3 protein-coding genes are annotated in these 3,216 nt (G+C 72.6%); 1 reads left to right on the top strand and 2 read right to left on the bottom strand.

Translation table 11 applies throughout. The annotated features are described in order from the left end of the window. Positions 1 to 29: 29 nt before the first annotated feature. Together UWG_RS31520 and UWG_RS0121560 are read right to left on the bottom strand one after the other, a co-directional pair. Complete coding sequence (locus UWG_RS31520) at positions 30 to 392, bottom strand: nuclear transport factor 2 family protein (RefSeq protein WP_193386470.1); 363 nt, start codon at positions 390 to 392, stop codon at positions 30 to 32. A 173-nt stretch (positions 393 to 565) separates the two neighbouring features. Further along, on the bottom strand, positions 566 to 1,819 hold the full coding sequence (locus UWG_RS0121560; protein WP_016909281.1) for a glycoside hydrolase family 18 protein: 1,254 nt from the start codon (positions 1,817 to 1,819) through the stop codon (positions 566 to 568). A gap of 470 nt (positions 1,820 to 2,289) precedes the next feature. Here UWG_RS0121560 and UWG_RS0121555 point away from each other — a divergent pair. Then, the coding region (locus UWG_RS0121555; RefSeq protein WP_016909280.1) for an acyl-CoA dehydrogenase family protein at positions 2,290 to 3,216 on the top strand (927 nt) is incomplete at its 3' end.

The following is a 3,216-nucleotide window of genomic DNA, read 5'->3' as shown; positions in this document are numbered from 1 at the left end:
GTCTGGGAATGAGGCGGCGGCCGGCTCACTCAGCCGGCCGCCGCCGCACGCGCCCGGTCGCACGGGCCCCGTCTCCGCGAGCGTCCGCGCGCCGGAGAGCGGCGCACCATGACGGTGAGTCCGTCGACGTGCCCGCTCGAGGCGAAGTCGCTGCCGTGCGCCGGGCGTTGACCGGTCGGGGCGCGGAAGACCGGGGAGTGGTCGCCTTCCCGCCCGCAGGGGAACTCCGCGCGGGTACGCGACACTCGGCGGAGGACCGCGGCCGTGAACGGCCTTCCCCGGTACGGCCTCGGCGCCACGGGAGTGGCGGAGGCGACGTCCTCGGCGGGGAGCGCCTCGACGGCCGCCGGGTCGCGTTTCTCCACGTCGCTGCAAAAGGGGCGCGTCGCCACCCGGCTCGGTCCACGGCCGGTCGGGGAGCCTGTACGCCCGGACGTCGGGGCGTCCGCTTCACGCGAGAGCAACTCTCGACGGGGACCGGCGAGTTCGGCGGGCGCACCGGTGGCCGCCGGGCGGATGCGGGTGCCCGGCGGCCACGGTGCGGCCAAGAGGCCGCGGTCCGCGGTTACTTGATGGCGGAGATCAGCTCCCCGTCCGCGGTGTCACCGCTCAGCTCCCAGAAGAAGGTGCCGCCCAGGCCCTGTTCCGCGGCCCAGTCGCCCTTGCTCCCGATGGTCTGCGGGGTGTCGTAGCTCCACCACTCGCTTCCGCAGTGCGCGTAGGCGGTGCCGGCCGCCTCGCCGGTGGCCGGACACCGTTCGCTCAGCACCTTGTAGTCCTCGATCCCTTCCTCGTAGGTGCCGTGCGCCGGTCCGGTGGCGCTCCCGCCCGGTGCGTCCTCGTTGACGCCCGTCCAGCCGCGGCCGTAGAAGCCGAGGCCGAGGAGGAGCTTGTCGGCCGGGATGTCGAGCGACTTCAACTTCTCCATCGTCGCCTGGGTGTTGAAGCCGTCCTGCGGGATGCCGTCGTACTCGGTGAGCGGGGAGTGCGGGGCCGTGGGGCCCTGCGCGTCCCAGGCGCCGAAGTAGTCGTAGGTCATCGGCAGGTACCAGTCGACGTACTGCGCGGCCGAGGCGTAGTCGGTGGAGTCGAGCTTGCCGCCGTCGGAGGCGTCCGCGCTGATCGCCGCGGTGACGAGACGGTCGTCGCCGAACTTGGCGCGCATCGCCTCGACCACCTCGGTGAAGGCGTCGGGCCCGCTCTCGTCGCAGGTGAGGCCGCAGTCGTTCGGGTACTCCCAGTCGAGGTCGATACCGTCGAAGACGCCTGCCCAGCGCTCGTCGTTGACGAGTTCGTAGCAGGACTCGGCGAAGGCCGCGGGGTTCTTCGCCGCCTCACCGAACCCGCCGGACCAGGTCCAACCGCCGAAGGACCAGAGGATCTTGAGGTCCGGGTGCCTCTCCTTGAGCTTGCGGAGCTGGTTGAAGTTGCCGCGCAGCGGCTGGTCCCAGGTGTCGGCCTCGCCGTCGACCGACTCCTCCGCGGTGTACGCCTTCTCGTAGTCGGCGTATCCGTCGCCGACGGCGCACCGCCCGCCCGTGACGTTGCCGAAGGCGTAGTTGATGTGCGTGAGCTTCTCCGCCGAGCCGGAGGTCTCGATGTTCTTCACGTGGTAATTGCGGTCGTAGACACCCCAGTTGGTGAAGTAGCCGACGGTGCGCTCGGCCGCCGCCGGCTGCTGTGTCGGTGTCTCGGAGGGGCCTGCGGTGGCGCTGCCGGCGAGCAGCGTCGTGGTGAGGACCGCCGCGCAGGCGGCCCCGAGGAATGCGAAGACCCGTCTTCTGCGCGCGCGTTGGGGGGTCCGGGAGGAACCGGGCATGTCTCTCCTCGCTGAGTGGGGAGCGAAGGTGCTTCGGCCGGTTGCGGTGCCGGCCACCGCCGTGTGCGACGACGCGTCGCCGTGCCCCTTGCGCAGAGCCGCAGTTGGGCTCTGGCGGGGGACCGGGGCGTGCGGCGGGTGCCGTCGCGGGCAGTGGCATGGACACGCTGTACGCCTCCGGAATCTAGAAGGACTAGACCAGTGCGTCAATGGTGTGGACCAAAACCCGCCCGCTGCTCGACGCCGTGCACCTCGTGGGCCTCGCTCGTCCCGTGACGCCAACCGCCCGATCGGGCATACTCTTTCGCGCCGCAGCCGCTGGTCAGCTACCTCCGCGATCCGGAGGTGCACCATCGCGGACACGAGGGCGGTGCCCCACGAGCCCCGCCACCGGCGCGGGGACGACGACAGACGACGTACGGCCGTACCCCGGCCGGCGCCGCGGCGCGTGACAGAAGGAGAGCGTTGCCATGTTCGAGTACGGTCCGCAGCCCGTCGAGCGCGAACTGCCCTCGCCGGAGGCACGGGAACTGTTGGCGCTCGTCCGCGAGATCGCCGCCCGCGAGATCGCCCCCGTGGCGGCGCAGGAGGAGAGCGAGGGGAACTTCCCCCGCAAACTCTTCGCGCTGCTCTCCGGCTCCGGGCTTCTCGGCCTCCCGTACCCGGAGGAGCACGGGGGCGGCGGCCAGCCGTACGAGGTGTACCTCCAGGTCCTCGAGGAACTCGCCGCCGCGCGGCTCACCGTCGGACTCGGCACCAGCGTCCACTCCCTCGCCTGCCACGCCCTCGCGCAGGCGGGCACGGAGGAGCAACGCGCAGCCCACCTCCCCAAGATGCTCGGCGGCGGCCTTCTCGGCGCCTACTGCCTCTCCGAGCCGACCTCCGGTTCCGACGCCGCCTCCCTGCGCACCCGCGCCGTCCGCGAGGGCGACACCTGGGTGCTGCACGGCACCAAGGCGTGGATCACGCACGGCGGCGTCGCCGACTTCTACACCGTGCTGGCGCGCACCGGCGGCGAGGGCTCCCGCGGCATCACGGCCTTCCTCGTCCCCGGGGACGCCGAGGGGCTCAGCCCCGCGCCCCCCGAGAAGAAGATGGGCATGGCCGGATCGCCCACCGCTCAGCTCCACTTCGACGGCGTCCGCGTCGACGACTCGCGCCGCCTGGGCGAGGAGGGCGACGGCTTCCCGCTGGCGCTCGCCGCGCTCGACGGCGGCCGGCTCGGCATCGCGGCCTGCGCGACCGGCGTCGCCCAGGCGGCGCTCGACGAGGCACTCCGCTACGTCGCCGAGCGCCGCCAATTCGGCCGCCCGCTCGCCGACTTCCAGGGGTTGCGGTTCCTGCTCGCCGACATGGCGACGGGCATCGCCGCCGGCCGGGCGCTCTACCTCGGCGCC

It is taken from the genome of Streptomyces xiaopingdaonensis (genome assembly GCF_000262345.1).
GTDB classification, from domain to species: Bacteria; Actinomycetota; Actinomycetes; order Streptomycetales; family Streptomycetaceae; genus Streptomyces; species Streptomyces xiaopingdaonensis.
This window is presented reverse-complemented; position numbering and strand designations above follow the sequence as displayed.